Consider the following 26,841-nt stretch of genomic DNA (forward strand, 5'->3'; position numbering starts at 1 on the left):
AACCGACGTGACGCTCCGCACACTTGATTCACTCGGTTCGCTCGCCGGCAAGCTGGTCATCGTCCGCTGTGATCTGAACGTCCCTCTGAAGGACGGCCAGATCACGGACGATGGCCGCGTGCGAGCGTCGATTCCCACCCTGAACGCCCTGATCAATCAGGGCGCGAAGGTGGTCGTCATCTCCCACCTGGGACGCCCGGAGGGCGCCCCGGATGCGAAGTACAGCCTGGCGCCGGTTGCCCAGCGGCTCTCCGAGCTGCTGGGCAAGCCGGTGACCTTCGCCAAGGACACCGTCGGCTCCGGCGCCCAGGATGCGGTCTCCGGCCTGCAGGACGGCGATGTCGCCCTGCTGGAGAACCTCCGGTTCAACCCGGGCGAGACCAGCAAAGACGAGGCGGAGCGCCAGGCGTTCGCGGCGAAACTCGCCGCGTTCGGAGACGCGTTCGTCTCCGACGGCTTCGGTGTCGTGCACCGCAAGCAGGCGAGCGTCTACGAGCTCGCCAAGGCTCTTCCGAGCGCGGCCGGCCAGCTGATCGCCACCGAGCTGGATGTGCTCGACCGCCTCACCGAGAACCCGGAGCGTCCGTACGCCGTGGTCCTCGGCGGGTCGAAGGTCTCCGACAAGCTCGGCGTCATCGGCCACCTGCTCCCGCGCGTCGACTCCCTGCTGATCGGCGGCGGGATGCTCTTCACCTTCCTCGCCGCTCTCGGCCACAAGGTCGGCTCCAGCCTGCTCGAGGCCGACCAGATCGACACCGTCAAGGGCTACCTCGCCACGGCGAAGGAGCTCGGTGTCGAGATCGTGCTGCCACGGGATGTGGTCGTCGCGTCGAAGTTCGGTGCGGACGCCGAGCACGTCGTGCGCCCGATCGACGGCATCGAAGACACCGACTGGGGCTCTGCGGGGCTCGGCCTCGACATCGGCCCGGAGACGGGCACGCTGTTCGGCGAGTACATCCGCCGTTCGCGCACGGTGTTCTGGAACGGACCGATGGGCGTGTTCGAGCTCGCGCCGTTCGCGGCGGGCACCAAGGCCGTCGCGCAGGCGCTCACCGAGGTCGACGGCCTCGGCGTCGTCGGCGGAGGCGACTCGGCGGCCGCCGTGCGCGCACTCGGTTTCTCAGACGACCAGTTCGGTCACATTTCTACGGGTGGCGGTGCGAGCCTCGAGTTCCTCGAGGGCAAGCACCTGCCGGGACTGGAGGTCCTCGGATGGCAGCAGTGAGCTCTTCTGTGCGGCGTACGCCGCTCATCGCGGGCAACTGGAAGATGAACCTCGATCACCTGCAGGCGATCGCGTTCGTCCAGAAGCTCGCGTGGAGCCTGAAGGACGCCAACCACGACTTCGCCAGTGTCGAGGTCGCGGTGTTCCCGCCGTTCACCGACCTGCGCAGCGTGCAGACGCTCGTGTCCGCCGACAAGCTCCCGCTCGCCTTCGGCGCGCAGGACGTCTCCGAGCACGAGTCCGGCGCGTACACCGGCGAGATCTCCGCGACCTTCCTCGCGCAGCTCGAGTGCCGCTACGTCATCATCGGCCACTCCGAGCGGCGCACGCTGCACGGTGAGACCGACGAGCAGGTCGCAGGAAAGGTCGCCGCAGCGCTCGCGCACAACCTGGCGCCGATCATCTGCGTCGGCGAGACGGCAGAAGACCTGGAGGTCCACGGCGCGAGCGCCGTGCCCGTCGCCCAGTTGCGCGCCGCACTCGCGAACGTGTCCTCCGCCGCCGACCTGGTGGTCGCCTACGAGCCGGTCTGGGCCATCGGCTCCGGCCAGGCTGCAACGCCGGAACAGGCCGAGCAGGTCTGCGCCGCGCTCCGCGCCGTGCTGGTCGAGGTGCTCGGTGAGGACGTCGCGGCCAAGACGCGCATCCTCTACGGCGGCTCCGTCAAGTCCGGCAACATCGCGAGCTACATGCGCGAACCGAACGTGGACGGCGCCCTCGTCGGAGGCGCGAGCCTCGATGTGGCCGAGTTCGCGAGCATCGTGCGATACCAGAAGCACGTCGGACTCTGACCCCACCGGTTATACTGGTCGTTGGTCTTCCCGGGCGCTGAGCCCCGGGTGCTTTGCGAAAGGTACGTCGTGCAAATTCTCCAGGTCGTCCTGCAGGTCCTGCTGGGCATCACCAGCCTCCTGCTGACGCTGCTCATCCTCCTGCACAAGGGGCGCGGTGGCGGTCTCTCCGACATGTTCGGTGGCGGCGTCACGTCCAACCTCGGCGCATCCGGTGTAGCCGAGCGCAACCTGAACCGCATCACCGTGGTTCTCGGGCTCGTCTGGATCATCTGCATCGTCGTGCTCGGACTCATCACCAAGTTCGATTCCGGCGCGTAAGCGTCCATAGGTCACAACGAGGAGCAGCATGGCATCCGGAGGAAGTGCAATTCGGGGTTCGCGCGTCGGCGCCGGCCCGATGGGGGAGCAGGATCGTGGATTCCACGCTGAGCGCATCACCATCTCTTACTGGGACGCACTCGGCAACGAGACGGTCCGTCACTTCGCGGCGAACCTCCCCGAGGAGGAGATCCCCGAGGTCATCGATTCGCCGTCGTCGGGTCTTCCCGCCGGTCGCGACAAGGAGAACCCGCCGTCGGTGGCGAAGCTCGAGCCGTACAAGACGCACCTCGCATACGTGAAGGAGCGCCGTACGGAGGAAGAGGCGGAGCAGCTTCTCGAAGACGCGCTCAACCAGCTCCGCGCGCGCCGCGGCAAGCTGAGCCCCACCAACTAGCAGCACACACGAAGAAGCCCCGCCGGTCAATGACCGGCGGGGCTTCTTCGTGGTGTGGCGGGTTGCCGCGGCGAGGTGTCAGTAGCTCGGAGCGATCAGGTTCTCCGGCACGTCGACGGCCGCATCCTGGTCGACGAAGAACACCGTGCGCTTGCGTCCCTTGGCTCCCGCGACGGGGACCTCGGTGTAGCTGGCGCCCGCGAGGGCGAGCCCGAGCGCGCTGGCCTTGTCGCTTCCGGCGAGCACCAGCCAGATGCGGTCGGAGGCGTTGAGCACCGGACGCGTCAGGCTGAGGCGGGCCGGCGGCGGCTTGGGGGAATCGCGCTCGGCGATCACCGTGGCCTCCGTCTCCCGGATGCCGGCGCGGTCGGGGAACAGCGACGCGATGTGACCGTCCGGACCGACGCCGAGGAAGGTGATGTCGAACCGGGGGGCGCGAGCGCCGTCCTGCGCGAACGCCTCCAGCTCGGCGGCGTACACCGAGGCGGCCTCGTCGATGTCGGCGATCTCATCCGACGCCGGGAACGGGTGGATGTTCTCCGGCGGCACGGCGATGTGGTCGAGCAGGGCCTCGCGGGCCTGCCGCTCGTTCCTGTCTTCGCTGGCCTTCTCGACGAACCGCTCGTCGCCCCACCAGAAGTGGACCTTCGACCAGTCGACGCTGTCCCTGGCGGGCGACGCGTTGATGGCTTCGAGCACCGCGATGCCGACGGAGCCGCCGGTCAGCGCGATGTTCGCCTCGTCCAGCTCGTCGAGGATGTCGACGGTCTTGGTGAGGAAACGCGCGGCGACCGATCCGGTGAGCGCCTGCTTGTCGGGGTGGACGAGCACCCTGCGTTCGTTGGTCATGCTGTGGCGCCCGCTCCCTGGTCGGCGGTCTCGAGCTGGTCGAGGCCTCTGGTGATCACCTCACCGTACAGATCATCAGGGTCCAGCCTACGCAATTCCTCGGCGAGGCAGTCGCGCAGGCTGCGGCGGGGCAGCGAGAGGTCGTGCGTCGGCTGGTTCGGCTGCGACAGCCTGGCGACGTTCGGGACCTCGCGCTCCAGTTCGATGACCCCGGATGCGCGCTGCATGCGCACACCGTGGATGCCGCTGGAGCCGGTGGCCCGCGAGGTCAGGTCGTACTGGACAGGCACCTGGAGCTGCAGCGCCAGCCAGGACGCGAGCAGCATGGTCGACGGGGAGTCGGCGGCGCCGGCGACCTCGACGGCCGTGATCGGCTCGTACGGCGGCTGGTCGAGCACGGCGGCGAGCTGGGCGCGCCACAGGGTGAGCCTGGTCCAGGCGAAGTCGGTGTCGCCGGGGGCGTACGTCTTCGACAGGTGACGCAGCGCGGACTGCGGGTCCGGCTGCGCGGACGCGTCCGTGATGCGACGGGTCGCGATGCGGCCGAGCGGAGACTTCGAGACCACCTCGGGGGCGATCCCGGGCCACCAGACGACCACAGGGGCATCCGGGAGCAGGAGCCCCGTCACGAGGCCCTCCTCGTCGCTGGCGGTCTCTCCATATGCACGGAGCACGATGACCTCGCTCGCGCCGGCGTCTCCGCCGACGCGGATCTGCGCGTCGAGCCTGCCGTCGCCGTTGGAGGTGCGCTCCTCCTCGGTGGAGACGACGATCACGCGCATCGGGTGCTCGCGGGAGGCGTCGTTGGCGGCCTCGATGGCCTCCTCCTCCTGGCCGAGGTGCGTCGCGATCACCAGGGTGAGCACGCGGCCGAGAGCAACGGCGCCGCCCTCCTCACGGATCTTGACGAGGGCCTTCGAGATGTTGCTCGTGGTGGTATCGGGCAGATCGACGATCATGGACGCCTCCAAACGCGGCCGTCGCGGGCGAGAAGCTCGTCCGCGGAGCTCGGGCCCCAGGTGCCGGGCCGGTACTGCTCCGGCTGGCCCTGGGTCGCCCAGAATTCTTCGATCGGGTCGAGGATCTTCCAGGAGAGCTCGACCTCTTCATGACGGGGGAACAGGGGCGGGTCGCCGAGCAGCACGTCCAGGATGAGCCTCTCGTACGCCTCGGGGCTCGCCTCGGTGAACGCGTGGCCGTAGCCGAAGTCCATGCTCACGTCGCGCACCTGCATGCCGGCGCCCGGCACCTTGGAGCCGAAGCGGATGGTGACACCCTCGTCCGGCTGCACGCGGATGACGAGCGCGTTCTGACCGAGGGCCGACGTCTGGCTCTCCGCGAACAGCTGCTGCGGAGCGCGCTTGAAGACGACGGCGATCTCGGTCACACGGCGGCCGAGCCGCTTGCCTGCACGCAGGTAGAACGGCACGCCGGCCCAGCGGCGGGTGCCGATCTCCAGCTTGATCGCCGCGTAGGTCTCCGTGGTGGACTCCGGGTTCATCCCGTCCTCCTCCAGGAAACCGACGACCTTCTCGCCGCCCTGCCACCCGCTGGAATACTGACCGCGGGCGGTGGAGGTGCCCAGATCCTTCGGCAGGCGCACCGCCGCGAGGATCTTCTCCTTCTCGGCGCGCAGGTCGGCCGCGTCGAAGGAGATGGGCTCCTCCATCGCGGTCAGCGCGAGCAGCTGGAGCAGGTGGTTCTGGATGACGTCGCGGGCGGCGCCGATTCCGTCGTAATACCCTGCCCGGCCGCCGACGCCGATGTCCTCCGCCATCGTGATCTGCACGTGGTCGACGTAGTTGGCGTTCCAGATCGGCTCGTACAGCTCGTTCGCGAAGCGCAGCGCCAGGATGTTCTGGACCGTCTCCTTGCCGAGGTAGTGGTCGATGCGGAACACCGAGTCGGCCGGGAAGACCGACTCGACGACGGCGTTGAGCTCGCGTGCCGTCTTGAGGTCGCTTCCGAACGGCTTCTCGATGACGACGCGGCGCCAGCCGGTCTCCGACTGGTCGGCGAGGCCGGACTTGCGCAGCTGCTCGGTGACGAGCGGGAACGCCTTCGGGGGGATCGACAGGTAGAACGCGTGGTTGCCCATCGTTCCGCGTTCCTTGTCGAGCTCCTCGACCGTGTTCTTGAGACGCTCGAACGCGGCGTCGTCGTCGAACTCACCCGGCACGAACCGGATGCCCTGGGCCAGCTGCTTCCAGACGTCGTCTTCGAACGGCGTGCGTGCGTACTGCTTCACGGCGTCGTAGACGACCTTCTCGAAGTCCTGGTCCTCCCAGTCGCGGCGGGCGAACCCGACGAGCGAGAAGCCAGGCGGCAGCAGGCCACGGTTGGCGAGGTCGTAGACAGCCGGCATCAGCTTCTTGCGTGACAGGTCACCTGTCACGCCGAAGATGATGAGGCTGCTCGGGCCGGCGATGCGATTCAGTCGGCGATCGGAGGGCAACCGCAGGGGATTGAACTCCGGGGTGATTTCCACCGGGGACATTGAGCTCCTAGTCAGGACGATGACGCTGTTAGTTGACGGCCTCGAACAGCGAGACGACACTCGCCTCGGGGTTCGTCAGGTTCAGGGTCAGGACGGGACGGCCGTGCTCGCCGAGCACGCTCGCGTCGCCTGCCGCCTGGGCCTGGATGAGCTGGCCGAAGGTGAACGGACGGTCGGGGATCTCCAGGTCTTCCGGCGCGTCGGCCGTGATCTGCAGGAACACGCCGACGGCGGGGCCGCCCTTGTGGAACTGGCCGGTGGAGTGCAGGAAGCGGGGTCCCCAGCCGAACGTCACCGGACGCTTGGCCTTGGCGGCGAGGAGGTCGCGCATCCCGGCGAGCTGCGGGAGGGCGAGACGGTCGACGTATGCCTGGATGGAGACGTAGCCGTCCGGTCCGAGCTGGGCGAGCAGCGCATCCACTGCGGCGTCGAGGGTGGTCGCGCCGTTCAGGAAGTCGCCCGTGGTGCGGACCTCGACGCCGTTCGCGACGAACGCGGGGGCGGCGGGCTCCGGACGGCTGTCGAGCAGCGCGCGTGCGGCGACCTTGGCGGCCTCCACGTCCGGCTGGTCGAACGGGTTGATCCCGAGCAGGCGGCCGGCGACGGCAACGGCGTACTCCCAGACGATGAGCTGTGCGCCGAGGCTGCCGGAGACGAGGATCTCGCCATCGTGGCGGTTGGCGGGGAACAGGTGGTGAGCCTCCGCGTTGTCGACGAGCCGCACGATCTGCAGGTCGGGGAGGTTCTCTCCGACCTCGGGGGAGAGCGGGTCGAGGACCACGGGGAGAAGGCCGGTGCCTTCCTTGCCCGTGGACTCCGCGATCAGCTGCTCGGCCCAGTCGGCGAAGCCGACGATGTGCGTGCCGTCGGCGATGATGCCGAGCTTGTCCTTGAGCGGGTTCGTGCCGGCGATCGCTGCGCCGAGCACGAGGCCCGGGTTCTCGTCGTTGTCGACGGCGAGCTCGATCAGCGTGGCCTCTGCCTCGTCGAGCAGCTCGGCGATGTCGACACCGGCGAGCCCGGACGGCACGAGACCGAACGCGGTGAGCGCCGAGTATCGTCCGCCGACGTTGGGGTCGGCGTTGAACACGCGGTAGCCGGCCTCGCGAGCGGAGGCGTCCAGCGGCGATCCGGGGTCGGTGACGACCACGATGCGCTCAGCGGGGTCGATACCTGCGTCGCGGAACCACTTCTCGTAGACGCGACGCTGGCTGTCGGTCTCGAGGGTCGAACCCGACTTGCTCGAGATGACGACGGCGGTCGCGGCGAGGCGGTCGCGCAGCGCGGAGAGCACCTGGCCGGGGTCGGTGGAGTCGAGCACGGTCAGCTCGGCCTCCGCCGTCCTGGTGATGACCTCCGGAGCGAGCGACGAGCCGCCCATGCCGCCGAGCACGATGTGGTCGACGCCCTTGGCGTGGAGTTCCTCGCGCAGGGCGGTGATCTCGGCGACCAGCGGACGGGAGATCGCGACGGCCTCCGTCCAGCCGAGGCGCTTGGCCGCCTCGGCTTCGGCAGCAGGGCCCCACAGTGCGGGGTCCTGTGCGGTGATCCCGGACGCGACGCGGTCTGCGACGAGCTGCGGGACCACGGCCTTCACGGCATCGGCGGTGGCGCCGGTGACGTGGATGCGGAACGTCACTTCGCTGCCTCGAGAGCTGCGGTCACGGTGTCCAGCAGCTCGTTCCAGGAGACGACGAACTTCTCGACGCCCTCCTTCTCGAGGACGGCGGTGACATCGTCGTAGTCCACGCCGAGCGCTGCGAGCTTGTCGAGCACGGCCTGCGCGTCCGCGTAGTTGCCGGTGACGGTGTCGCCGGTGATCACGCCGTGGTCGAAGGTCGCGTCGAGCGTCTTCTCCGGCATGGTGTTGACCGTGTTCGGGGCGACGAGTTCGGTGACGTACAGGGTGTCGGGCAGGCTCGGGTCCTTGACGCCCGTGGACGCCCAGAGCGGGCGCTGCTCGTTGGCGCCTGCTGCGACGAGTGCCTTGGCACGGTCGGTCGCGAACGCCTCCTCGTAGACCTGGTACGCGAGGCGTGCGTTCGCGACGCCCGCCTTGCTCTTGAGCGCGAGCGCCTCGTCGGTGCCGATCGCGGACAGGCGCTTGTCGATCTCGGTGTCGACGCGCGACACGAAGAACGAGGCGACCGACTGGATGCCGGAGAGGTCGATGCCTGCGGCCTGAGCCTTCTCGAGACCGGCGAGGTACGCCTCGATCACGCCGCGGTAGCGGTCGAGGCTGAAGATCAGCGTGACGTTGACGCTGATCCCGGCTCCGATGGTCTCCGTGATGGCCTCGAGGCCCTCGACGGTCGCGGGGATCTTGATGAGCACGTTGGGCTTGTTCACCTTGGCCGCGAGCTTCTTGGCCTCGGCGATGGTGCCCGCTGCGTCGTGTGCGAGGCCGGGCTCGACCTCGATCGACACGCGGCCGTCGGTTCCCTCGGTCTGCTCGAAGACCTCGTTGAAGATGTCGCTGGCGGTGGCGACGTCGTCCGTCGTGATCTCGAAGACCGCGTCGGTGACGCTGGTGCCGGCCGCTGCGAGCTCGCGCACCTGCGCGTCGTACGCCTCTCCGTTGGAGAGTGCCGTTGCGAAGATCGTCGGGTTGGTGGTCACGCCGACCACGTTCTTCTCCGCGATGAGCTTCTGCAGTCCGCCGGAGTTGATGCGCTCACGCGACAGGTCGTCGAGCCAGATGCTGACGCCTGCGGCCGAAAGCTGGGCGGTGGGGGTGGAGTCTGTCATTTTCTTCTATCTCCTCTTGTCCCGCGTCAGAGCGACGCGAGCGATTCCTTGGCTGCGGCGACGGCGTGCTCGGTGGTCATCCCGAACTCGCGGAACAGCGTCTTGTAGTCGGCCGATGCGCCGAAGTGCTCGATCGAGACGCTGCGGCCGTGGTCGCCCACGTACGAGCGCCAGCTGAGCGCGAGGCCTGCCTCGATCGAGACGCGGGCCTTGACGGCGGAGGGCAGCACGGATTCCTTGTACTCGTCGCTCTGCTCTTCGAACCACTCGAGGCTCGGTGCGGAGATGACGCGCGCGTTGATGCCCTCTCCCCGCAGGACCTCGCGGGTCTCGACGGCGATCTGGAGCTCGGAGCCCGTGGCGATCAGCAGCACGTCCGGGGTGCCGTTCGGCGCCTCGGCGAGCACGTACGCGCCCTTGGAGACGTTGGCGGCGGACGCGAACGTGTCGCCGCTCGCCTCGCCGTCACCGCGCTCGAACACCGGGATGTTCTGACGGGTCAGCGCGATGCCGGCCGGTCCCTTGCGGCGTTCCAGGATGGTCTTCCAGGCGTACGCGACCTCGTTGGCGTCTCCGGGGCGGACCACGTCGAGCTGCGGGATGGCGCGGAGCGTCGAGAGCTGCTCGATCGGCTGGTGCGTCGGGCCGTCCTCGCCGAGGGCGACGGAGTCGTGCGTCCAGACGAAGATCGACGGCGCCTTCATGAGCGCTGCCAGACGGACGGCGGGGCGCATGTAGTCGCTGAAGATCAGGAACGTGCCGCCGAACGGACGCGTCGGGCCGTGCAGCACGATGCCGTTCAGGATGGCCGCCATCGCGTGCTCACGGATGCCGAAGTGCAGGACGCGACCGTATGGGTTGCCCGTCCACTCGTGCGTCGAGTGCTCGGACGGGACGAACGACGCCGCGCCCTCGATGGTCGTGTTGTTCGACTCTGCGAGGTCGGCCGAACCGCCCCACAGCTCGGGGATGATCGGGCCGAGTGCGTTGAGCACCTTGCCGCTCGCCGCGCGGGTCGAGATGTCCTTGCCGGCCTCGAACACCGGGAGGGCAGCCTCGACGCCCTCGGGGAGTTCTCCGGTGAGCAGACGGTCGAGGAGCTGCTTGCGCTCCGGGTTCGCTGCCGCCCAGGCGTCGAAGCCCTTCTGCCACTCCGCACGCTGCTCCGCGCCGCGCTCGACGGCCTTGCGGGTGTGCTCGATGACCTCGGGGGCGACGTCGAAGTTCTTGTCGGGGTCGAAGCCGAGGACCTCCTTGACGGCGCGCAGCTCGTCGGTGCCGAGAGCCGAACCGTGGATCTTGCCCGTGTTCTGCTTCTTGGGGGCCGGCCAGCCGATGATCGTCTTGAGGATGATCAGCGACGGCTTGTCGGTGACGCCCTTGGCCGCCTCGATGGCGTCGTGCAGCTCCTGCACGTCTTCCTCGTAGACGCCCGTCTTCTTCCAGTCGACGACCTGGACGTGCCAGTGGTACGCCTCGTAGCGCGCCTTGACGTCTTCGGTGAAGGCGATGTTTGTGTCGTCCTCGATCGAGATCTGGTTGCTGTCGTAGATCGCGATGAGGTTGCCGAGCTGCTGGTGGCCGGCGAGCGAGGATGCCTCGCTGCTCACGCCCTCCTGCAGGTCGCCGTCGCCGGCGATGACGTAGACGAAGTGGTCGAACGGGCTCGTGCCCGGCTCGGCGTCCGGGTCGAACAGGCCGCGCTCGAACCGGCTCGCGTATGCGAAACCGACGGAGGACGAGATGCCCTGGCCGAGCGGGCCGGTGGTGATCTCGACGCCGTCGGTGTGGCCGACCTCGGGGTGGCCCGGCGTGAGGGAGCCCCAGGTGCGGAGCTTCTCGAGGTCGTCGAGCTCGAGACCGTATCCGCCGAAGTACAGCTGGATGTACTGGGTCAGCGAGCTGTGGCCCGCCGAGAGGATGAAGCGGTCGCGTCCGAGCCAGTGCTGGTCGTGCGGATCGCGGCGCATCACCTTCTGGAACAGCAGGTAAGCGGCCGGAGCGAGGCTCATGGCGGTTCCGGGATGCCCGTTGCCCACCTTCTCGACCGCGTCCGCCGCGAGAACGCGAGCGGTGTCTACTGCCTTGTTGTCAATGGGATCCCATTGCAGAGCTGCCACGTGAAAACTGACCCTTCGTAGATATGGTGAGGGCCGTCGTGGTCCCGCACCGGTGTAGGTAGTGCGCGCCGTGGACGTCATCGGCGCCGGACTGCATCCGTGCGACTCCTACAAAAGGATGCATGGATGTTCGGGTCCGGCTGGCGAGCACCTCCAAGTATAGGTAACACACCCGAAACGTGGGGTGTTCCCTCAGCCGGTTGTGGATAACCCGTCGCCGGAGTAGGCGGGGGAGGAGTCATCGGACGGGTATCCTAGAATCACTGGGGGAGTCGGACGAATCGTTAGAGGAGCAATGGACGTCGCTGTAGAAAGCCGTGTCGAATCGGGCCGAATCGGCGTCGCCCGCAAGGTCAAGGCCTACTTCTCGCTGACGAAACCGCGTGTCGTCGAGTTACTTCTCGTGACGACGGTGCCGACGATGATCCTCGCCGCCCACGGCATCCCGAACCTGCTGCTGGTGCTCGCGACGGTGGTCGGCGGATACATGTCCGCCGGTTCTGCCGGGGCGTTCAACTGCTACATCGACCGCGACATCGACCGCGTGATGAAGCGCACGAAGAACCGCCCGCTCGTCACCGGGGAGCTCAGCGACCGTGAGGCGCTGGTCTTCGCGTACGCGCTCGGCGTCGCCTCCGTGCTGGTCCTCGGCTTCTTCACGAACTGGCTCGCAGCGGGGCTTTCGCTCGTCGCGATCCTGCTCTACGTGGTCTTCTACACGCTGATCCTCAAGCGCCGCACCCCGCAGAACATCGTCTGGGGCGGCATCGCGGGCTGCATGCCCGTGCTGATCGGCTGGGCGGCCGTGACCGGCTCGCTCGACTGGCCGGCGTTCATCCTGTTCGGCGTCATCTTCCTCTGGACGCCCCCGCACTACTGGCCACTGTCGATGAAGTACCGCGACGACTACAAGGAGGCCGGCGTCCCCATGCTCGCCGTCGTCCGCGGCCGCGCCGTGGTTGGTCTGCAGGTCATCCTCTACGCCTGGGCGATGGTCGCCTGCTCGCTGCTGCTCATCCCGGTGGCGCACATGGGTCTCGTCTACACCACGATCTCCGTGGTGGTCGGCGGCTGGTTCCTCTACGAGTCGCACCGGCTGTACAACCTGGCGATCCGCCACGCCGCCGTCTCGCCGATGCGCGTGTTCCACGGCTCCATCGCCTACCTGACGCTGATCTTCCTGGCCGTCGCGATCGACCCGCTGCTGCCGTTCTGACCATGACCGCGCTGCGCACGGAACGCCTCGTTCTGGATGCGCCGCGCGAGTCGGACATCGACGCGGTCTTCGCCGCGTGCAGCGACGCGGTCGTGCAGCAGTGGATCCCGATCCCGTCTCCGTACACGCGGGAGGACGCGGAGTTCTTCGTCCGCAGCTACGTGCCGCACGGCGCGGCGAGCGGACGCTTCTGCGTCTGGGCGCTCCGGATCGACGACGGACCGCTGCTCGGCACGATCGAGGTGCGCAGGGACGAGGCCACGGGCTCCGCCTCCGTCGGCTGCTGGCAGGCACCGGATGCGCGGGGTCACGGCTACATGCGGGAGGCGCTCGCGCGCATCCTGTCGTACGCCTTCGCCCCGGAGGGACTGGGCCTCACCCGCCTGCGCTGGGAGTACCTGGTCGGCAACGAGGCGAGCAAGCGCCTCGCGACCGCGGTGGGCTTCGCGTTCGACGAGCGCAGCCCGCACGCCGTGGACATCCGCGGCGACGCCAGGGAGGCGCTGTTCGGCGTGCTCGAACGACCGGCGTCAGGCGACAGCGGCCCCGCGCTCGACTGACGTTGCGTCCGCCGCGGCGTTGCCCGCGACGGGCGCTTTCAGCGACAGCACCACGGCCGTCATCGCCGCGGCGAGGCTCGCGGCCAGCATCATGTGGACCCCGACCAGCACGCCGGGCAGCCCGGTGTTGGCCTGGATCAGGCCGACCGCGATCTGCACCAGCTCCACCACGAGGAGCAGGGCGGCGTAGCGCCGGACCTTGGTGGCGGTGAAGCGCAGGGATGCGACCACGAGCACCAGCGTCAGCGCGAACGTGACGTAGGCCGGGATGGCGTGCACGTGCTGCAGGATCTCGGGGTTCAGGTCGTTGCGGGGAGCCTTCGCGTCTCCGGCGTGCGGGCCGGATCCCGTGGTGAGGATGCCGACCAGGATCGTGACGGCGACCACGAAGCTGGTGATGTGGGTGACGACGGCGAACCAGGCGGGCACGGCGCGCATCCGGGGGCCGGGTGTCGTGTAGAGCCGGAAGAGGAAGGTCGTGCAGAGGGCGACGAGCACGATGGACACCACGAAGTGCAGTCCGACGACGTACGGGTTCAGGTCGGTGAGGACGCTCAGACCGCCGATGACCGCCTGGGCCGGGATGCCGAGCCCGGCGAGCAGGGTGAGCCAGAACAGGTCTGGACGCTCCTTGCGCAGCCGCAGGATGGCGACGAACGCGACGATGGCGACGATCCCGAGCAGGATGCCGAGAAGGCGGTTGCCGAACTCGATGACACCGTGGATGCCCATCTCGGGCGTGTTGACCAGCGAGTCGGCCGTGCACTTGGGCCAGGTCGGGCAGCCGAGGCCGCTCGACGTCAGACGCACCAGACCACCCGTGCCGACCAGGATGATCTGCCCGACGAGGTAGATCCACGCGATGACCTTGAGCCGGACATCGACACGGTCGGGCAGCCAGGCGATGATGCGGTTCATTCTGGGTCTGGTTTCCTTGCTTCTGGATCGGATACTCGGGCAACGCGCAGGCGCGTCTCTACTATTACCGGTCTGCACCTGTAGAATTGGTGGGTTCGAGAAACGCGCTGGAAAGGCGCGTGCCTGCAGTGCCATGCAGCCGGGGCGACGATGCCTGAGTCTCCGAACAGTTTAGGTACGCACACCAGCCACCCGCACAATCAGGACACTCGTGCCAGTCGTGAATTCGACCGGGGCGGGGGGAATGAGCCGGAATGATAGCCGGTTACGAGTGGAAGGAAACGAGGTAGATATGTCAGACATCCTGATCGACCGCCCCGAACTCGACAGCCTTGGGCAATACGAGTTCGGCTGGGCGGACTCCGACGCAGCCGGGCAGTCCGCGCGCCGAGGGATCTCGCCAGAGGTGGTGACCGATATCTCCGCGCTCAAGAACGAGCCGGACTGGATGCGCGAGCGTCGCCTCAAGGCGCTGCAGCTCTTCGAGCGCAAGCCGATGCCCACCTGGGGCGCCGATCTCTCCGAGATCGACTTCGACAACATCAAGTACTTCGTGCGGTCCACCGAGAAGCAGGCCCAGACCTGGGAAGACCTGCCGGAGGACATCCGCAACACCTACGAGAAGCTCGGCATCCCCGAGGCGGAGCGCCAGCGTCTCGTCGCCGGTGTCGCCGCCCAGTACGAGTCCGAGGTCGTCTACCACCAGATCCGCGAGGACCTGGAGCAGCAGGGCGTCATCTTCCTCGACACCGACACCGCTCTGAAGCAGCACCCGGAGATCTTCCAGGAGTACTTCGGAACGGTCATCCCGGCCGGCGACAACAAGTTCGCCGCGCTGAACACGGCCGTCTGGTCGGGCGGCTCGTTCGTCTACGTCCCCAAGGGCGTCCACGTCGAGATCCCGCTGCAGGCCTACTTCCGCATCAACACCGAGAACATGGGGCAGTTCGAGCGCACCCTGATCATCGCGGACGAGGGCAGCTACGTGCACTACATCGAGGGTTGCACGGCCCCGATCTACAAGTCCGACTCGCTGCACTCCGCTGTGGTCGAGATCATCGTGAAGAAGAACGCGCGCGTCCGGTACACGACCATCCAGAACTGGTCGAACAACGTCTACAACCTCGTCACCAAGCGCGCGACCGCCGCTGAGGGCGCGACGATGGAGTGGATCGACGGCAACATCGGGTCCAAGGTCACGATGAAGTACCCGTCGATCTACCTGATGGGGGAGCACGCCAAGGGCGAGACCCTGTCCGTCGCGTTCGCCGGCCCCGGCCAGCACCAGGACGCCGGCGCGAAGATGATCCACATGGCTCCGTACACGCAGTCGTCGATCGTTTCGAAGTCGATCGCCCGGGGTGGCGGCCGCGCAGGCTACCGCGGTGAGGTGCGGGTGGATGCGAATGCGCACCACGCCGCGAACACCGTCCGTTGCGACGCCCTGCTGGTCGACTCGATCTCGCGCTCGGACACGTATCCGGCCATCGACATCCGCGTCGACGACGTGCAGCTCGGCCACGAGGCGACCGTGTCGCGCGTGAGCGAGGAGCAGCTCTTCTACCTGATGTCCCGTGGGCTTCCGGAGGACGAGGCCATGGCCATGATCGTGCGCGGCTTCATCGAGCCGATCGCCAGGGAGCTCCCGATGGAATACGCACTCGAACTCAACAAGCTCATCGAGATGGGCATGGAAGGCTCTGTCGGCTAAATGACCACCGCCACCCCGAAGACAATCGAAACCGAGGGAACGGCAGCGCCGAAGCACATGCGCAGCGCTGTGCCCGTTCAGACCCGCTCCGACCGTTTCAAGTCCACCGTCGTCTCCGAGTTCCCGGACGTCACCGGCCGCGAGGCCGTCTGGAAGTACACGCCGGTCGCCCGTCTCGCCGAGCTCATCTCTGGCGAGCTGGACGGCGCGCCGTACGTGTTCGACGCGAGCGTCGCACCCGGCGTCACCGCCGAGTGGGTCGGTCGCGACGACGCCCGCATCGGCAGCGCAGGCATCCCGGAAGACCGCGCGTCCGCCAACGCCTGGACCGCCTTCCAGGAGGCGCTGCTCATCTCCGTCACGGGAGACGACGCCAAGGAGTTCACCCTCACCAGGTCCGCCCTGGGCGGCGCACCCCGCGCAGCGCACACCATCGTCGAGGCGGCCCCAGGCAGCCGCGCGACGCTCATCCTCCTGAACAGCGGGGCGGCGCACCTCACAGAGAACGTCGAGTTCCTGCTCGGCGCAGGCGCCCAGCTCACCGTCGTGACCGTGCAGGAGTGGGACGACGACGCACTGCACGTCGCCACCCACTTCGCCACCATCGGCCAGGATGCGCTGCTCAAGCACGTCGCGGTCACCCTCGGCGGCGGCGTGGTGCGGCTCAACCCGTCCGCGCACCTCGCGGGCGAGCGGGCGGACGCCGAACTGTTCGGCGCATACTTCGCCGACGCCGGCCAGCACCTCGAACAGCAGGTGTACGTCTATCACGACGCACCGGCCACCCGCAGCCGTGTCACGTACAAGGGCGCGCTGCAGGGCGAAGGAGCACGCACCGTGTGGATCGGCGACGTGCTGATCGGCCCGAAGGCCGTCGGCACCGACACCTACGAGCAGAACCGCAACCTCGTGCTCACCGACGGCGCCCGCGCAGACTCAGTGCCGAACCTGGAGATCGAGACCGGCGACATCGTCGGGGCGGGCCACGCCAGCGCCACCGGCCGTTTCGACGACGAGCAGCTGTTCTACCTGCAGTCCCGCGGAATCACGGAGGACGAGGCACGCCGCCTGGTCGTCCGCGGCTTCCTCGGCGAGATCGTTCAGCAGATCGGCTCTCCCGCGCTGCAGGAGCGTCTGCAGGACGCCATCGAGGCCGAGCTCTCGTCCATCGTCACGGTGGGGAGCTGATGGGCACGCGCGTCTGCTCCGCCGACGAGCTGGTGGTCGATCAGGCCACCCGCGTCGTCGTCGACGGCACCCCCATCGCCGTCGTCAAGGACTCGGCGGGAGACATCCACGCCATCGGAGACACCTGCACGCACGGCGAGATCTCGCTGTCCGAGGGTTTCGTCGAGGGCGACACGCTCGAGTGCTGGGCGCACGGCTCGCAGTTCTCCCTGCTCACCGGCAAGCCCATGAACCTACCGGCGTACGAGCCGGTCCCCGTCTACCAGGTCGAGCTCATCGACGGTGACGTCTACATCGACCCGAACGCAACGAAAGAGATTTAGTCCATGTCAGTCCTTGAGATCCGCGACCTCCACGTCACCGTCGAGACGGAGCAGGGCGTCAAGCCCATCCTGAACGGCGTCGACCTGACCATCCGCGAAGGCGAGATCCACGCGATCATGGGCCCGAACGGGTCGGGCAAGTCCACTCTCGCGTACACGATCGCCGGGCACCCGAAGTACACCGTCACCGGCGGCACCATCACGCTCGACGGCGAAGACGTCCTCGCGATGACCGTCGACGAGCGCGCCCGCGCCGGCCTCTTCCTGGCCATGCAGTACCCGGTCGAGATCCCGGGTGTCACCAACACCAACTTCCTGCGCACCGCCAAGACGGCTATCGACGGCGAGGCTCCGTCGATCCGCTCCTGGGTCAAGGACGTCCGCGAGTCGATGGGCAAGCTCAGGATGGACTCGTCCTTCGCAGAGCGCAACGTCAACGAGGGCTTCTCCGGCGGAGAGAAGAAGCGCAACGAGATCCTGCAGCTCGAGCTCCTGAAGCCGAAGTTCGCCGTGCTCGACGAGACCGACTCCGGCCTCGACGTGGATGCGCTCAAGGTCGTCTCCGAGGGCGTCAACCGCGCCAAGGAGAACACCGGCCTCGGCATCCTCCTGATCACGCACTACACGCGCATCCTGCGCTACATCAAGCCGGACTTCGTGCACGTCTTCGTCGCCGGCCGTGTGGCGGAGCAGGGCGGCCCCGAGCTCGCAGAGCGGCTCGAGGAAGAGGGCTACGACCGTTTCGTGGATGCTCCGGAGCCGGCCAAGGCCGACGCCGCCGAGCTGACAGAGGCGTAGGCTTCCGGTATGCCCGCCACGCTGAGCCCGGCGCTCTTCGACCAGGTCGAAGAGGCGCTGAAGAACGTCATGGACCCCGAGCTCGGGATCAATGTCGTCGACCTGGGCCTCATCTACGACCTGGCCTGGGATGACGAGAACAACGCCCTCATCATCTCGATGACCCTGACGAGCGCAGGCTGCCCGCTCACCGACGTGCTGGAGGAGCAGACCGCAGAGTCGCTCGACGGCATCGTCGAGGCGTTCCGCATCAACTGGGTGTGGATGCCGCCGTGGGGTCCCGAGCGGATCACCGACGACGGGCGCGACATGATGCGCGCGCTCGGCTTCGCCATCTAGCAAGACACCGTGCGAGTGGTCCCGGACCGCCGCGAGCAGCAGCTCGCGCGCGCTCCGGGACCACTGGCGTGAACGACGCCTTCCCGAACGACACCTTCCCGAACGAACGAATGGATTGACTGTGCTTGCCGTGCAAGACCTCGAGCTCCGAGTCGGAGCCCGGTTGCTCATGGAGAACGTGAGCTTCCGAGTCGCGCCCGGCGACAAGATCGGTCTCGTCGGCCGTAACGGAGCGGGCAAGACCACGCTCACCAAGGTGCTGGCCGGCGACCTGCTGCCGAACGGCGGAAAGGTCGATCGCACGGAGGAGCTCGGCTACCTGCCGCAGGACCCGCGTTCCGGCAACCTGGAAGACCTGGCGCGCACGCGCATCCTGGACGCCCGCGGGCTCGGGTCGATCGTGCTCGGGATGCAGCAGGCGACGCTCGACATGGCCAGCTCGGACGAGAATGTGTCCGCCGCCGGAATGAAGAAGTACGGGTCGCTGGAAGAGCGCTTCCAGATGCTCGGCGGATATGCCGCCGAGGCGGAGGCCGCGTCGATCGCGAGCAACCTGAACCTGCCGGACCGCATCCTGGACCAGCCGCTGAAGACGCTGTCCGGTGGTCAGCGGCGTCGCATCGAGCTGGCACGCATCCTGTTCTCCGACGCGCGCACGATGATCCTCGACGAGCCGACCAACCACCTCGACGCAGACTCTGTGATCTGGCTGCGCGAGTTCCTGAAGAACTACACCGGCGGCTTCATCGTCATCTCGCACGATGTGGAGCTGGTGGGGGAGACCGTCAACCGCGTCTTCTACCTGGATGCGAACCGTCAGGTCATCGACATTTACAACATGGGCTGGAAGCACTACCAACGCCAGCGCGCAGCCGACGAGGAGCGCCGCAAGAAGGAGCGCGCCAACGCGGAGAAGAAGGCGGGGGTCCTGCAGTTGCAGGCCGCCAAGTTCGGCGCGAAGGCGAGCAAGGCCGCCGCTGCGCACCAGATGGTCGCGCGCGCGGAGAAGCTGCTGGCCGGGCTCGAGGACGTGCGCGCCGTCGACCGCGTGGCCAAGCTGCGCTTCCCGACGCCCGCACCCTGCGGCCGCACCCCGCTGCAGGCCAGCGACCTGTCCAAGAGCTACGGCTCTCTGGAGATCTTCACCGCCGTCGACCTCGCGATCGACCGCGGCTCCAAGGTGGTCGTCCTCGGGCTGAACGGTGCGGGGAAGACCACGCTGCTCCGGATGCTCGCCGGCGTCGACAAGCCCGACACGGGCCAGGTGGAGCCCGGTCACGGCCTCCGCATCGGCTACTACGCGCAGGAGCACGAGACGATCGACGTCGATCGCTCCGTGCTGCAGAACATGATGTCCGCGTCACCGAACCTGGCCGAGACCGAGGCGCGCCGCGTGCTCGGCTCGTTCCTGTTCACCGGCGACGACTCGCACAAGCCGGCCGGCGTGCTGTCCGGCGGGGAGAAGACGCGTCTCGCCCTCGCGATGATCGTCGTCTCCGGTGCGAACGTGCTGCTGCTCGACGAGCCGACGAACAACCTCGACCCCGCGAGCCGCGAGGAGATCCTGGATGCGCTGGCGCACTACGAGGGCGCCGTCGTCCTGGTCAGTCACGACGAGGGTGCCGTCGAGGCGCTGAACCCCGAGCGCGTCCTCATCCTGCCCGACGGCGTCGAGGACCACTGGAACAGGGACTACCTGGAACTGATCTCGCTGGCCTAGCGCATCGCGCCTAGCGGGTCGCGTCGATCAGCTCGTCCTCCACGTCGGAGTCCGTCCGCTTGAGTGCCCGCTTCCGCTGGCGCTCTGCGGCCTTCGCCTGCTCCTCCGGCGTGTGCTCGTTGCGCTTGCGGTACTCCGTGAGCAGCGCGTAGCCGAGGCCGAAGAAGCCGATCAGGGCGAAGATGATCCACTGGATCATGTACGACCAGTGCAGCCCCTCATCCTGGGTGGGCGGGTCGGTGACCGTGGGGGTCGGCGTCGACGCCGGCGACGGCTTCTGCGAGTCGAGCAGGCCGTACGCGCCCGTGTACACGTCGTCGGTGCCGAGTTTCTGCTTCACGACGGAGAGCTGGATGGTGCCCACCTGACGCCCGACGGCCGTGCGGCCCGGGATGGCCGGCTCGCTGGCCTTGAGACGCGCGACGACGGTGACGGTGCCGGACGGGGCGGCGGGGACGTTGTCCGGCGCATCCGTGGTGTTGCCGGTCGGCACCCAGCCGCGGTCGATCATGAACAGGGCGCCGTCTGCCGTGCGCAGGGGAGTGAGCACCTCGAACCCGGGGCTGCCGTTGAACGGCCGGTTGCGCACCAGCAGCTCGTCGTCCTTCTGGTACGTGCCGGTGACCTGCACGCGCGTCCACTCCTGCTTCGGGGAGTACGCGGTGAGGGAGCCGAGCTCGTCGGTGAGGGGGACGGGCTTCGAGTAGAAGTTGTCGGAGATCAGCGCGTTGGCCGCCGCCGCCTCCTTGCTGCGGGCCAACTGCCAGGCGGACAGGCAGCCGCAGGCGATCGCGAAGGCGACGGCGAACGCCAGGTAGCCCAGCCAGCGACGGGAGAACGCGAACCGCCAGCCACCGCTGCCGCTCACGCCGTCGTCCTCTCGGCCGCCGGGGGCACAACGGGATGCACGCTCAGCGGGAAGTCCCGCGCGCCCAGGAACTCTCTCAGATAGTCGACGTGCTCGTCGCAGGCGAGCCAGACCTTCACGCGGTCTTCCGAGTGGATCTTCGGGTTGCGCCATTCGATGCGCCAGGCGGCCTGCTCACGGCAGCCCGCGCGCGAGCAGGTCAGGGGTTCCGGTTCACCGAAGCCGATCACTCGTGCGTGCCTCTCGAATCGTCGTCTGCGCGTCCCGCCGGTGGTGGAGGGGTCATGGGAAGGATATTCCCCGGACGCTGAACTTCCGCTCGACGCGGGTCGGTCGAGACGTTGGCGACGACCACGGCGAAGTACGGCAGGAAAATGGCGCCGATCAGCGGGATGATCGCCCACCAGCCCGGAACGAACAGGATCGCGAAGATGCAGACCACACGGATGCCCATGGCGACCGAATACTTGATCATCCGGTGTCGTCGCTCTTCGTCGGGGGAGAGCGGAAGATTCGTGATCGACGGGTGTGGTTGCTTCATGTGCGTTGCACCAAGACTACGTCCATAAACTGGTGAGCGTTTCTATTGAGAGGAAAATGCATGACTACCCAGCGCACCGTGCTCGTCACAGGAGGAAACCGCGGTATCGGCTACGCCATCGCGGAGGAGTTCCTGGCCCAGGGCCACCGGGTGGCCGTCACGGCCCGCTCCGGGGAGGGCCCGGACGGCGCGCTCACCGTCCGCGCCGATGTCACGGACTCCGCGGCTGTCGATGCGGCCTTCGCGGAGATCGAGGAGAAGCTCGGGCCGGTGGAGGTCGTCGTCGCGAACGCGGGCATCACCCGCGACACGCTGCTGATGCGCATGACCGACGAGGACTTCGACACGGTGGTCGACACCAACCTCGGCGGCTCGTTCCGCGTCGTCAAGCGCGCATCCAAGGGGATGCTCAAGGCCAGGTTCGGCCGCATCGTCTTCATCTCGAGCGTCGTCGGGCTCTACGGCAGCGCCGGTCAGGTGAACTACGCGGCGTCGAAGGCCGGACTGGTCGGCATGGCCCGCTCGATCACCAGGGAGCTCGGCGGGCGCGGGATCACCGCCAACGTCGTGTCGCCCGGCTTCATCGAGACCGACATGACCGCTGCGCTGCCGGAGACGCAGCAGGCCGAATACAAGCGCAACATCCCGGCCGGACGATTCGCCACCGCCGGCGAGGTCGCGAAGGTCGTCGCGTGGGTCGCGGGGGAGGACGCCGGCTACATCTCGGGTGCCGTTATTCCCGTCGACGGCGGTCTTGGTATGGGACACTAAACCTATATCGGAATACTGACATACAAATGTCAATGTAGCTAGCTCTGTGGTCACCCCGCGGGATAGGTTGACGCGCAATCGGGATGCGGACGGCGAATCTTCGCCGGCACCTCCGCATCCCGTACAGCGCGACAGCGCTCGATTCAGAGGTGGCACAACAATGGCGAAGACGCTCACGCCCAGAGTCAAGGTCCTAGCGGCCATGGGCATCGTCCTGACGGCGGGCATCGGCATGACGCTCGCGGCGTTCACGGACACCGGCAACGTGGAGACGCAGTTCACGTCGGGCTCGCTCGACCTGAAGTTCGACGCGGACCAGGACGGCAATCCCACCAACTACCTGGTGGACTTCAGCGCGGGCTTCGACAACCTGGCCCCGGGTGACACGGTCGAGCGCGACCTGCAGGTCTTCAACTCCGGCACGATCGACGCGAACCTCGACCTCGGCGTGCCGCAGATCACGAACGACGCCGGCGCACCGGCTGCCGCGCTGGAGGACAGCCTGAGCATCGTGATCACCGACACGAGCGACGCGTCGACGCTCTACAGCGGACCGCTGACGGCCGCGGCGTTCTCGGCGCTCGACATCGCCTCCGGGGGATCGATCAACGGGCGCACGCTGCATCTCGAAGTCACGCTCGACCCGACGGCAGCCACCGATGTCGCCGGCCAGAGCGTATCGGTGGTGTTCCCCTTCACTGCATCGCAGGCGTAGGCCGGCAGCGACGACGAGGAGGACGAGGGGATGACCATGGAGGCAGACGTGCCGGCCCAGCGGACGTCGCTGATCTCAGACCCGCCGGGGCTGGTGTTCGGCGACCTGAAGCCCGGCGACTCGGTGGACGCGACGGTCACCGTGACCAACAGCGCACCGTACCCGGTCCGTCTGAGCGATCACGTGACACGTGACGGCCAGCTCTTCCAGGGCGCGCATTCCCTCGTCGTGTCGTTCACCGTGACCCCGGATGCGGGCAGCGCCCGGTGCGCAGCGCTGGACGACGCGCTGCCCGCTCACGCCACGGTGACCGTGCACGTCAGCGCCGCCTTCCCCCCTGAGGCGGGGAACGAGTACCAGGCGCAGAGCGGAACGGCGACGCTGTTCTTCACGGCGACGCAGGTCGCACCGGAGCAGTGCGACGGCGCGGTCGTCGCGCGGCCCCCGCGCGCGGACACGCCGCCGCACTTGCCGAACACCGGGATCGAGGTGTCCGGGGTGGTCGTGCTGGCCGTCGCCCTGCTCGTGCTCGGCGTCGCGGCACGGGCGGCGTTCCGGCGGAGGGAAGGACGGAGGGAGCACGAGTGATGGCACCACGGCGTATCCACCTCCTGGCCGTGGCCGGGCTGCTGCTAGCCGCGCTGACTCCCGCCTCGTCGGCGGGGTTCGTCGACGGCGGGAGCGTGGAGACGCGCTTCGCGTCGACCGCGGGGGTACCGGTGCTGTTCGCGGGCGTCGAGGCCGGAGTGGACTTCTCCCTCGGCTGGACGGCGGCGGGGCAGCTGTACTCGTGGGGAACCAACGGCCTCGGGCAGCTCGGCCTCGGCGACACCGTCGCCCGGGATGTGCCGACCAGTGTGGCCATTCCCGGCGGCGCCGCGGTGGTGTCCGCGTCTGCGGGGGTCGACGGCTCCGTGGCGCTGACCGATACGGGGGATGTGTACACCTGGGGCAACAGCGAGTACGCGCCGAGCGGGTCCGTCCCCGGGCTCATCCCCGAACTCTCGGGGCAGGACGTGATCGGCGTCTCGGCCGGCGGGTTCTACTTCCTGGCGTGGACGAGCGACGGACGGCTGTTCTCGTGGGGGAACAACGGCGGAGGACGGCTCGGGCGGGCGGGCGCGGGAGTGCTGCCCGTTCCGGAGCAGGTGACGGCGCAGGGCCTCGCCGGCCGGTTCGTGACCAGCGCGGCGGCGGTGAGGCACTTCGGCACCGCGGTCACCGACGACGGAACGACCGTGCTGGGCTGGGGGTCGTTCTTCAACAACCAGCTCGGCGTGACGTTCAGCGGACTCCCGGCCGACGGGACGGTCGCGGGCGTCAACGCCGGGGACGCCTTCGTGTTCGCCTGGATGGCCGACGGGCGCCTGTACAGCTGCGACGGCACGTTCGTGTTCGCCCAGAACGCCACCCTCTCCGGCGTCCCCATCCGGCATGCCGTCGCCAGCCTGCCCCAGTCGGGCCCGAGCTCGTTCTTCGCGTGGGGAGACGACCATGTGCTCTACGGCTGGGGGCTGAACAGCTCGGGGCAGCTCGGCCTCGGCGACTCCGTCGACCGTGCGACGCCGACCCCTGTGCCGCTACCCGGCGGAATGGATGTGGGCGATGTCGCGGAGGGCAATCAGCACTCGCTGCTCATCGGCACCGACGGCGTCTATTCGGCGGCCGGGTCGAACACGGCCGGGCAGCTCGGCACGGACGACACCGTCGGCAGGAACTCGTTCAGCTCACCGATCGTCGTCCACCGGTGGCCGTGATGCCGAGACGGCAGAGGCCGCTCGGGCGGATCGCACGGATCCCGCTCAACGCCGCCGCCGTCGCCGGGGTGCTCTGCGTGGTGGTCGGCGCCGTCGCGTTCGTCACCGGGGTGCGTCCGATCATCTTCCAGACCGGGTCGATGGCGCCGGGCATTTCGGCGGGCTCCTTGGCGCTGACCGTGCCCGTCACCGCCGACGACATCCGGGTGGGAGACGTCGTCGGCGCGCCGCGCGTCGGCGACGGGAAGCTCGTGACGCACCGCGTGGTCGGTGCAGAGCGCCACGGCGACCTCCGGCTCATCCGGATGCGCGGCGATGCCAACGAGGCGGACGACGCCACCCCGTACGACGTGACGGACGGCGCCCAGCGACTGGTGTGGTCGGTGCCGGGCGTCGGGGAGGCGATGGCGAGCATCCGGAGCCCGTGGCTGTTCGTCGGGCTGATCGCGCTGCTGGCGCTGATCGCCGTGCCGACCAGGCGCGCCAGGCACCGGGCGAAGAAGCGTGCATCCGCGCGCGCCACCCGGCGCGCGACGTGGATCAGCCTCGCAGCCCGAGCAGCGGAAGCACCTGGGACAGATCCTGGCGGTCCACCACCACATCGGCCGCTGCCCGCACCGCCGGCTTCGCGTTGAACGCGACGGACAGCCCGGCCACCGCCATCATCCGGAGATCGTTCGCGCCGTCGCCGATCGCGACAGTCTGAGCCAGCGGGATGCCGGCGTCGTCCGCCCACGCGCGCAGCGCGGACGCCTTGGCCTCCGCATCCACGACCCCGCCAGTGACGGCTCCGGTGAGGACGCCGTCGACGACCTCCAGCCGGTTGGCGCGCCAGTGGTCGAGGCCGAGGCGTTCGCCCAGCGGGTCGAGCGTCTCGTGGAAGCCGCCCGAGACAACGCCCACCACCCCGCCCGCCGCGTGCACCCCGGCGATCAGCTCTGGAACGCCGTCCGTCACCGTGATGCGCTCACCGACACGCGAGAACACGGAGGACGGCAGTCCGGCGAGCGTCTTGACGCGCTCGCGCAGGCTCTGCTCGAAGTCCAGTTCTCCGCGCATCGCGCGCTCGGTGACCTCCGCCACCTCCTGGCGTGCGCCGGCCTCCTCGGCCAGCAGCTCGATGACCTCGTCGTGGATGAGGGTCGAGTCTGCGTCGAGGACGACGAGGAAACGTGCTGCTGTTGTTGCTGTGGTGCTCCTGCCGGTCATGGAACGACGTGCACTCCCTTGCCGACAACGGTGAGCCCGGAGTCGGTGACGGTGAAGCCGCGTGCGCGGTCGCGCTCGGGGTCGACCCCGATGGATGCGCCTTCCGCGACCACCACGTCCTTGTCCAGGATCGCGCGGCCGACGAACGCGTTCGCGCCGATCACCGCGCGCTCGAAGACCACAGAGTCGACGACCTTGGCGCCGGAGTCGACGGTCGCCCACGGTCCGAGCACACTGCGCTCCAGGTGGGCGCCCGAGATCACCGAGCCGAGCGACACGATCGAGTCGATGGTCGTGCCGAGCGCTCCGCGGCCGTCGCGGACGATCTTGGCGGGAGGCGAGTTGAGCACCTGGCTGAAGATCGGCCACTCGCGGTTGTAGAGGTTGAACACCGGGAGGGCGGAGATCAGGTCTTGGTGGGCCTCGAAGAACGAGTCGATCGTTCCCACATCCCGCCAGTAGTAGCGGTCGCGGTCGGTCGAGCCCGGCACGTCGTTGCGGTTGAAGTCGTAGACGGCCGCCTCGTCGCGCGCCACGAAGTCGGGGATGATGTCTCCACCCATGTCGTGGTTGGAGTCCGGCCGGTCGCCGTCGCGCACGACCGCGTCGATCAGCGCGTCGGCGTCGAAGACGTAGTTGCCCATCGAGGCGAGCACCTCGCCGGGCGAGTCCGGCAGCCCGATCGGGTCGCTCGGCTTCTCGCGGAACGCGCCGATCCTGTCCGGGCGCTCCGGGTCGACCTCGATCACGCCGAACTGGTCGGCCAGGCCGATCGGCTGGCGGATCGCCGCGACGGACGCGGGAGCGCCGGACGCGATGTGCGCGTCGATCATCTGGCCGAAGTCCATCCGGTAGACGTGGTCGGCGCCGACGACGACCACGATGTCCGGCTTCTCGTCGCGCAGCAGGTTGAGGCTCTGCAGGATCGCGTCGGCCGAGCCGCTGAACCAGCGCTTGCCGAGGCGCTGCTGGGCCGGGACGGACGCGATGTACGAGTTGAGCATCCCGTCGAGTCGCCAGGTCTGCGAGACGTGCCTGTCGAGGCTGTGCGACTTGTACTGGGTCAGGACGACGATCTGGCGCAGCTGCGAATTGATGAGATTCGAGAGCGCGAAGTCGATGAGTCGATACTGCCCGCCGAACGGAACGGCCGGCTTCGCGCGGTCTGCCGTCAACGGCATCAACCGCTTCCCTTCGCCACCCGCGAGAACAATGCCGAAGATCTTCTTGCCTGCCATGCCACCACAGTAGAGGCAACA

The 26,841-nt window shown here is 68.2% G+C and carries 29 protein-coding genes; 17 read left to right on the forward strand and 12 right to left on the reverse strand.

From position 1 onward, the window contains the following. The first annotated feature begins 7 nt into the window (after positions 1-7). The 4 genes from AC1ROC_RS02145 to AC1ROC_RS02160 all read left to right on the forward strand — a co-directional run bounded on the left by AC1ROC_RS02145 (position 8) and on the right by AC1ROC_RS02160 (position 2,734). The gene (locus AC1ROC_RS02145) at positions 8-1,225 is read left to right on the forward strand and encodes a phosphoglycerate kinase (RefSeq protein WP_085371159.1); all 1,218 of its coding nucleotides are present in this window, start codon (positions 8-10) and stop codon (positions 1,223-1,225) included. Further along, positions 1,213-2,016 carry a triose-phosphate isomerase gene (tpiA, locus tag AC1ROC_RS02150; protein ID WP_085371160.1) on the forward strand — a complete coding sequence of 268 codons (804 nt, stop codon included), beginning with the start codon at positions 1,213-1,215 and terminating at the stop codon, positions 2,014-2,016. Before AC1ROC_RS02145 ends, tpiA begins: the two co-directional genes overlap by 13 nt. Positions 2,017-2,085: 69 nt before the next feature. Then, a complete protein-coding gene (secG, locus tag AC1ROC_RS02155) occupies positions 2,086-2,337 on the forward strand; it encodes a preprotein translocase subunit SecG (RefSeq protein ID WP_055894015.1) in 252 nt (83 codons plus the stop codon). Positions 2,338-2,365: 28 nt separating this feature from the next. Then, positions 2,366-2,734 carry an RNA polymerase-binding protein RbpA gene (locus AC1ROC_RS02160; RefSeq protein ID WP_085371161.1) on the forward strand — a complete coding sequence of 123 codons (369 nt, stop codon included), beginning with the start codon at positions 2,366-2,368 and terminating at the stop codon, positions 2,732-2,734. A 78-nt stretch (positions 2,735-2,812) separates the two neighbouring features. Here the strand turns inward: AC1ROC_RS02160 and pgl are convergent, their stop codons facing one another. From pgl to tkt, 6 genes are read right to left on the reverse strand one after another with little or no spacing between them, the layout of a single operon-like run. Beyond that, positions 2,813-3,583, reverse strand: coding sequence for a 6-phosphogluconolactonase (pgl, locus tag AC1ROC_RS02165; protein ID WP_085371162.1), 771 nt, complete (start codon positions 3,581-3,583; stop codon positions 2,813-2,815). Next, a complete protein-coding gene (locus AC1ROC_RS02170; protein WP_085371163.1) occupies positions 3,580-4,542 on the reverse strand; it encodes a glucose-6-phosphate dehydrogenase assembly protein OpcA in 963 nt (320 codons plus the stop codon). Before AC1ROC_RS02170 ends, pgl begins: the two co-directional genes overlap by 4 nt. Further along, positions 4,539-6,080, reverse strand: a complete 1,542-nt coding sequence (zwf, locus tag AC1ROC_RS02175) for a glucose-6-phosphate dehydrogenase (protein WP_085371164.1) — start codon at positions 6,078-6,080, stop codon at positions 4,539-4,541. The genes AC1ROC_RS02170 and zwf overlap by 4 nt, the downstream gene beginning before the upstream one ends. Positions 6,081-6,108: 28 nt before the next feature. Beyond that, a complete protein-coding gene (locus AC1ROC_RS02180; protein WP_085371165.1) occupies positions 6,109-7,719 on the reverse strand; it encodes a phosphoglucose isomerase-related protein in 1,611 nt (536 codons plus the stop codon). After that, positions 7,716-8,828, reverse strand: coding sequence for a transaldolase (tal, locus tag AC1ROC_RS02185; protein WP_085371166.1), 1,113 nt, complete (start codon positions 8,826-8,828; stop codon positions 7,716-7,718). The genes AC1ROC_RS02180 and tal overlap by 4 nt, the downstream gene beginning before the upstream one ends. A gap of 26 nt (positions 8,829-8,854) precedes the next feature. After that, the gene (gene tkt, locus AC1ROC_RS02190; RefSeq protein ID WP_085371167.1) at positions 8,855-10,948 is read right to left on the reverse strand and encodes a transketolase; all 2,094 of its coding nucleotides are present in this window, start codon (positions 10,946-10,948) and stop codon (positions 8,855-8,857) included. A 295-nt stretch (positions 10,949-11,243) separates the two neighbouring features. Between tkt and AC1ROC_RS02195 the strand changes: the two genes are divergently transcribed. Together AC1ROC_RS02195 and AC1ROC_RS02200 are read left to right on the forward strand one after the other, a co-directional pair. Then, positions 11,244-12,164 (forward strand): heme o synthase, encoded by a 921-nt coding sequence (locus tag AC1ROC_RS02195; protein WP_085371168.1) that lies wholly within the window; start codon positions 11,244-11,246, stop codon positions 12,162-12,164. Between the two features lie 2 nt (positions 12,165-12,166). Then, positions 12,167-12,724: a GNAT family N-acetyltransferase gene (locus AC1ROC_RS02200; RefSeq protein ID WP_085371169.1), complete on the forward strand. Its 558-nt coding sequence runs from the start codon at positions 12,167-12,169 to the stop codon at positions 12,722-12,724. Here the strand turns inward: AC1ROC_RS02200 and AC1ROC_RS02205 are convergent. Then, a complete protein-coding gene (locus AC1ROC_RS02205) occupies positions 12,695-13,642 on the reverse strand; it encodes a COX15/CtaA family protein (protein WP_492997798.1) in 948 nt (315 codons plus the stop codon). The genes AC1ROC_RS02200 and AC1ROC_RS02205 overlap by 30 nt on opposite strands. A 292-nt stretch (positions 13,643-13,934) precedes the next feature. Here AC1ROC_RS02205 and sufB point away from each other — a divergent pair, with 292 nt between their 5' ends. The 6 genes from sufB to AC1ROC_RS02235 all read left to right on the forward strand — a co-directional run bounded on the left by sufB (position 13,935) and on the right by AC1ROC_RS02235 (position 19,721). Beyond that, positions 13,935-15,353, forward strand: coding sequence for a Fe-S cluster assembly protein SufB (gene sufB / locus AC1ROC_RS02210; RefSeq protein WP_168689502.1), 1,419 nt, complete (start codon positions 13,935-13,937; stop codon positions 15,351-15,353). Beyond that, the gene (gene sufD, locus AC1ROC_RS02215; protein ID WP_492997800.1) at positions 15,354-16,541 is read left to right on the forward strand and encodes a Fe-S cluster assembly protein SufD; all 1,188 of its coding nucleotides are present in this window, start codon (positions 15,354-15,356) and stop codon (positions 16,539-16,541) included. Further along, positions 16,541-16,864 (forward strand): non-heme iron oxygenase ferredoxin subunit, encoded by a 324-nt coding sequence (locus tag AC1ROC_RS02220; protein WP_373270206.1) that lies wholly within the window; start codon positions 16,541-16,543, stop codon positions 16,862-16,864. Before sufD ends, AC1ROC_RS02220 begins: the two co-directional genes overlap by 1 nt. A 3-nt stretch (positions 16,865-16,867) precedes the next feature. Continuing rightward, complete coding sequence (gene sufC / locus AC1ROC_RS02225; RefSeq protein ID WP_085371174.1) at positions 16,868-17,662, forward strand: Fe-S cluster assembly ATPase SufC; 795 nt, start codon at positions 16,868-16,870, stop codon at positions 17,660-17,662. A gap of 9 nt (positions 17,663-17,671) precedes the next feature. After that, complete coding sequence (locus tag AC1ROC_RS02230; RefSeq protein ID WP_055893974.1) at positions 17,672-18,001, forward strand: metal-sulfur cluster assembly factor; 330 nt, start codon at positions 17,672-17,674, stop codon at positions 17,999-18,001. Between the two features lie 121 nt (positions 18,002-18,122). Then, complete coding sequence (locus AC1ROC_RS02235) at positions 18,123-19,721, forward strand: ABC-F family ATP-binding cassette domain-containing protein (RefSeq protein ID WP_492997803.1); 1,599 nt, start codon at positions 18,123-18,125, stop codon at positions 19,719-19,721. Positions 19,722-19,731: 10 nt separating this feature from the next. Here the strand turns inward: AC1ROC_RS02235 and AC1ROC_RS02240 are convergent, their stop codons facing one another. Genes AC1ROC_RS02240 through AC1ROC_RS02250 form a run of 3 tightly spaced genes read right to left on the reverse strand, consistent with a single transcriptional unit; the run spans position 19,732 to position 21,130 of the window. Further along, a complete protein-coding gene (locus AC1ROC_RS02240; protein WP_085371176.1) occupies positions 19,732-20,589 on the reverse strand; it encodes an SURF1 family cytochrome oxidase biogenesis protein in 858 nt (285 codons plus the stop codon). Next, positions 20,586-20,819, reverse strand: a complete 234-nt coding sequence (locus AC1ROC_RS02245) for a hypothetical protein (RefSeq protein WP_085371177.1) — start codon at positions 20,817-20,819, stop codon at positions 20,586-20,588. The genes AC1ROC_RS02240 and AC1ROC_RS02245 overlap by 4 nt, the downstream gene beginning before the upstream one ends. Continuing rightward, the gene (locus AC1ROC_RS02250) at positions 20,816-21,130 is read right to left on the reverse strand and encodes a DUF3099 domain-containing protein (protein WP_085371178.1); all 315 of its coding nucleotides are present in this window, start codon (positions 21,128-21,130) and stop codon (positions 20,816-20,818) included. Before AC1ROC_RS02250 ends, AC1ROC_RS02245 begins: the two co-directional genes overlap by 4 nt. Before the next feature lie 60 nt (positions 21,131-21,190). On the opposite strand from AC1ROC_RS02250, the gene fabG reads away from it, so the two are divergent. The 5 genes from fabG to AC1ROC_RS02275 all read left to right on the forward strand — a co-directional run bounded on the left by fabG (position 21,191) and on the right by AC1ROC_RS02275 (position 25,008). Then, on the forward strand, positions 21,191-21,901 hold the full coding sequence (gene fabG, locus AC1ROC_RS02255) for a 3-oxoacyl-ACP reductase FabG (protein ID WP_168689496.1): 711 nt from the start codon (positions 21,191-21,193) through the stop codon (positions 21,899-21,901). A gap of 160 nt (positions 21,902-22,061) precedes the next feature. Then, on the forward strand, positions 22,062-22,616 hold the full coding sequence (locus AC1ROC_RS02260) for a TasA family protein (protein WP_492997806.1): 555 nt from the start codon (positions 22,062-22,064) through the stop codon (positions 22,614-22,616). 30 nt (positions 22,617-22,646) lie between these two features. After that, positions 22,647-23,204 carry an LPXTG cell wall anchor domain-containing protein gene (locus tag AC1ROC_RS02265; protein ID WP_492997808.1) on the forward strand — a complete coding sequence of 186 codons (558 nt, stop codon included), beginning with the start codon at positions 22,647-22,649 and terminating at the stop codon, positions 23,202-23,204. Next, complete coding sequence (locus tag AC1ROC_RS02270) at positions 23,204-24,373, forward strand: RCC1 domain-containing protein (RefSeq protein ID WP_492997809.1); 1,170 nt, start codon at positions 23,204-23,206, stop codon at positions 24,371-24,373. The genes AC1ROC_RS02265 and AC1ROC_RS02270 overlap by 1 nt, the downstream gene beginning before the upstream one ends. Continuing rightward, positions 24,373-25,008: a S24/S26 family peptidase gene (locus AC1ROC_RS02275; RefSeq protein ID WP_492997811.1), complete on the forward strand. Its 636-nt coding sequence runs from the start codon at positions 24,373-24,375 to the stop codon at positions 25,006-25,008. Before AC1ROC_RS02270 ends, AC1ROC_RS02275 begins: the two co-directional genes overlap by 1 nt. On the opposite strand, the gene serB is transcribed toward AC1ROC_RS02275, so the two are convergent. Both serB and AC1ROC_RS02285 read right to left on the reverse strand, forming a co-directional pair. Then, the gene (gene serB / locus AC1ROC_RS02280) at positions 24,914-25,582 is read right to left on the reverse strand and encodes a phosphoserine phosphatase SerB (RefSeq protein ID WP_492997812.1); all 669 of its coding nucleotides are present in this window, start codon (positions 25,580-25,582) and stop codon (positions 24,914-24,916) included. The genes AC1ROC_RS02275 and serB overlap by 95 nt on opposite strands. After that, the gene (locus AC1ROC_RS02285; protein WP_492997814.1) at positions 25,579-26,820 is read right to left on the reverse strand and encodes a glucose-1-phosphate adenylyltransferase; all 1,242 of its coding nucleotides are present in this window, start codon (positions 26,818-26,820) and stop codon (positions 25,579-25,581) included. The genes serB and AC1ROC_RS02285 overlap by 4 nt, the downstream gene beginning before the upstream one ends. Positions 26,821-26,841: the final 21 nt, after the last annotated feature.

The sequence above is a fragment of the Leifsonia sp. GW821-FHT13C05 genome (assembly GCF_058806515.1).

Excerpts from the sequence above, each read along its gene's own strand:
- AC1ROC_RS02285 (WP_492997814.1), bottom strand. The coding sequence starts at position 26,820 with ATGGCAGGCAAGAAGATCTTCGGCATTGTTCTCGCGGGTGGCGAAGGG.
- AC1ROC_RS02220 (WP_373270206.1), top strand. The coding sequence starts at position 16,541 with ATGGGCACGCGCGTCTGCTCCGCCGACGAGCTGGTGGTCGATCAGGCC.
- fabG (WP_168689496.1), top strand. The coding sequence starts at position 21,191 with ATGACTACCCAGCGCACCGTGCTCGTCACAGGAGGAAACCGCGGTATC.
- serB (WP_492997812.1), bottom strand. The coding sequence starts at position 25,582 with ATGACCGGCAGGAGCACCACAGCAACAACAGCAGCACGTTTCCTCGTC.
- AC1ROC_RS02200 (WP_085371169.1), top strand. The coding sequence starts at position 12,167 with ATGACCGCGCTGCGCACGGAACGCCTCGTTCTGGATGCGCCGCGCGAG.
- pgl (WP_085371162.1), bottom strand. The coding sequence starts at position 3,583 with ATGACCAACGAACGCAGGGTGCTCGTCCACCCCGACAAGCAGGCGCTC.
- AC1ROC_RS02205 (WP_492997798.1), bottom strand. The coding sequence starts at position 13,642 with ATGAACCGCATCATCGCCTGGCTGCCCGACCGTGTCGATGTCCGGCTC.
- sufB (WP_168689502.1), top strand. The coding sequence starts at position 13,935 with ATGTCAGACATCCTGATCGACCGCCCCGAACTCGACAGCCTTGGGCAA.
- AC1ROC_RS02260 (WP_492997806.1), top strand. The coding sequence starts at position 22,062 with ATGGCGAAGACGCTCACGCCCAGAGTCAAGGTCCTAGCGGCCATGGGC.
- AC1ROC_RS02250 (WP_085371178.1), bottom strand. The coding sequence starts at position 21,130 with ATGAAGCAACCACACCCGTCGATCACGAATCTTCCGCTCTCCCCCGAC.
- AC1ROC_RS02195 (WP_085371168.1), top strand. The coding sequence starts at position 11,244 with ATGGACGTCGCTGTAGAAAGCCGTGTCGAATCGGGCCGAATCGGCGTC.
- sufD (WP_492997800.1), top strand. The coding sequence starts at position 15,354 with ATGACCACCGCCACCCCGAAGACAATCGAAACCGAGGGAACGGCAGCG.
- tpiA (WP_085371160.1), top strand. The coding sequence starts at position 1,213 with ATGGCAGCAGTGAGCTCTTCTGTGCGGCGTACGCCGCTCATCGCGGGC.
- AC1ROC_RS02265 (WP_492997808.1), top strand. The coding sequence starts at position 22,647 with ATGACCATGGAGGCAGACGTGCCGGCCCAGCGGACGTCGCTGATCTCA.
- AC1ROC_RS02170 (WP_085371163.1), bottom strand. The coding sequence starts at position 4,542 with ATGATCGTCGATCTGCCCGATACCACCACGAGCAACATCTCGAAGGCC.
- AC1ROC_RS02270 (WP_492997809.1), top strand. The coding sequence starts at position 23,204 with ATGGCACCACGGCGTATCCACCTCCTGGCCGTGGCCGGGCTGCTGCTA.
- tal (WP_085371166.1), bottom strand. The coding sequence starts at position 8,828 with ATGACAGACTCCACCCCCACCGCCCAGCTTTCGGCCGCAGGCGTCAGC.
- AC1ROC_RS02160 (WP_085371161.1), top strand. The coding sequence starts at position 2,366 with ATGGCATCCGGAGGAAGTGCAATTCGGGGTTCGCGCGTCGGCGCCGGC.
- sufC (WP_085371174.1), top strand. The coding sequence starts at position 16,868 with ATGTCAGTCCTTGAGATCCGCGACCTCCACGTCACCGTCGAGACGGAG.
- AC1ROC_RS02230 (WP_055893974.1), top strand. The coding sequence starts at position 17,672 with ATGCCCGCCACGCTGAGCCCGGCGCTCTTCGACCAGGTCGAAGAGGCG.
- AC1ROC_RS02275 (WP_492997811.1), top strand. The coding sequence starts at position 24,373 with ATGCCGAGACGGCAGAGGCCGCTCGGGCGGATCGCACGGATCCCGCTC.
- zwf (WP_085371164.1), bottom strand. The coding sequence starts at position 6,080 with ATGTCCCCGGTGGAAATCACCCCGGAGTTCAATCCCCTGCGGTTGCCC.